This window comes from Rhodobacter sp. TJ_12, assembly GCF_020023995.1.
GTDB lineage: Bacteria > Pseudomonadota > Alphaproteobacteria > Rhodobacterales > Rhodobacteraceae > Rhodobacter.
Map to the genome: position 1 here is coordinate 1 of NZ_NRRD01000048.1, position 1245 is coordinate 1245.

Genomic DNA, 1245 nt, shown 5'->3' on the forward strand with positions numbered 1-1245 from the left:
TGACCTGCCCCCCGGTCGTCCCTCAGTCATAACGAGAGTCCTTGGGGTTGATAGTGGTCGGGTTCAGGTTGGGCAAGCGCGCCGAGCGCGGAGCCCTCAGATTGCTCAAGCGCTCGGCGCGCTTCTGCCGGGGTCTGATTGCCCAGCGAGGAATGCGGCCTAACGTGGTTGTAGTCGTAGCGCCACAAGGCCAAGGTGCGCCGGGCATCGGCGAGGCTGTCGAAGATCTCCTCGTTGAGGCATTCGTCGCGCAGGCTGCCGTTGAAGCTTTCGATGAAGCCGTTCTGCTGCGGCTTGCCGGGGTCGATGTAGTGCCACTCCACCTTGTTGACGTTCGCCCATTTCAAAATCGCCTTGCTTGTGAACTCGGTCCCATTGTCAGAAACTATGCAGGCGGGTTTTCCATAGATCCGGACCAAGGCGTCCAATTCCCGTGCGACCCGTGCGCCGGAGATGCTGGTGTCAGCGATCAGGGCGAGGTTTTCGCGGCAGCAGTCGTCGTTTACGGCCAGTATACGGAACTTGCGGCAAGCCCCGAATGTATCGGACAGGAAGTCCAGCGACCACCGCTGGTTAGGCCGCAGCGGAACTGGCATCGGCGTTCGACTGCCCCGCGCTCGTTTGCGGCCGCGACGGCGCCGCACCGACAGGCCTTCTTCCCGGTAAATCCGGTAGAGCTTCTTTTCGTTCATGATCATGCCCTTGCGCTCGAGCAGGATGCCGACGCGCCGATAGCCGAAGCGACGGCGCTTCTCGACGATCTCGTGCATCGCCTCACGGATTTCCGGGTTGTCGGGCGGCCTCTTTCGCCGCACCGTCTTCGGATCGACACCGATCAGGACGCAGGCCCGGCGCTGAGAGATCGGATGATCCTTCAGCGCCCGCAGCACCGCGTCCCGCCGTTGCATCGGCGTCGTTAGGGCTTTCCCAGCAGATCCTTCAGCACAACATTGTCCAGCATGACATCGGCCACAAGACGCTTCAGCTTCGCGTTCTCGGCCTCGAGCTGCTTGAGCCGATTAGCGTCCGAAAGGTCCATCCCGCCATACTTGGCCTTCAGCTTGTAGAACGTCGCAGGGCTCAAACCATGCTTCCGGCAAAGCTCCGAGGTCGGCAAACCGGCCTCCTGCTCTTTGATCATCCCGATAATCTGTGCCTCGGTGAAACGGCTCTTTCGCATTCGTCTGCTCCTTCAGGTTGGGCAGACTCTACATCAGATTGAGGGAACTTCCGGGGGGCAGGTCA

The 1245-nt window shown here is 61.0% G+C and carries 1 protein-coding gene; it reads right to left on the minus strand.

What is annotated here, in order from left to right; all coding sequences use genetic code 11:
• Nucleotides 1–26: 26 nt before the first annotated feature.
• Nucleotides 27–1180 (minus strand): IS3 family transposase gene (locus CKO11_RS17070; protein ID WP_223641490.1). Its coding sequence is split into 2 segments (ribosomal slippage): nucleotides 27–931 and nucleotides 931–1180, totalling 1155 coding nucleotides; the frame shifts between segments, so codons are not numbered across the junction.
• Between the last annotated feature and the right edge of the window lie 65 nt (nucleotides 1181–1245).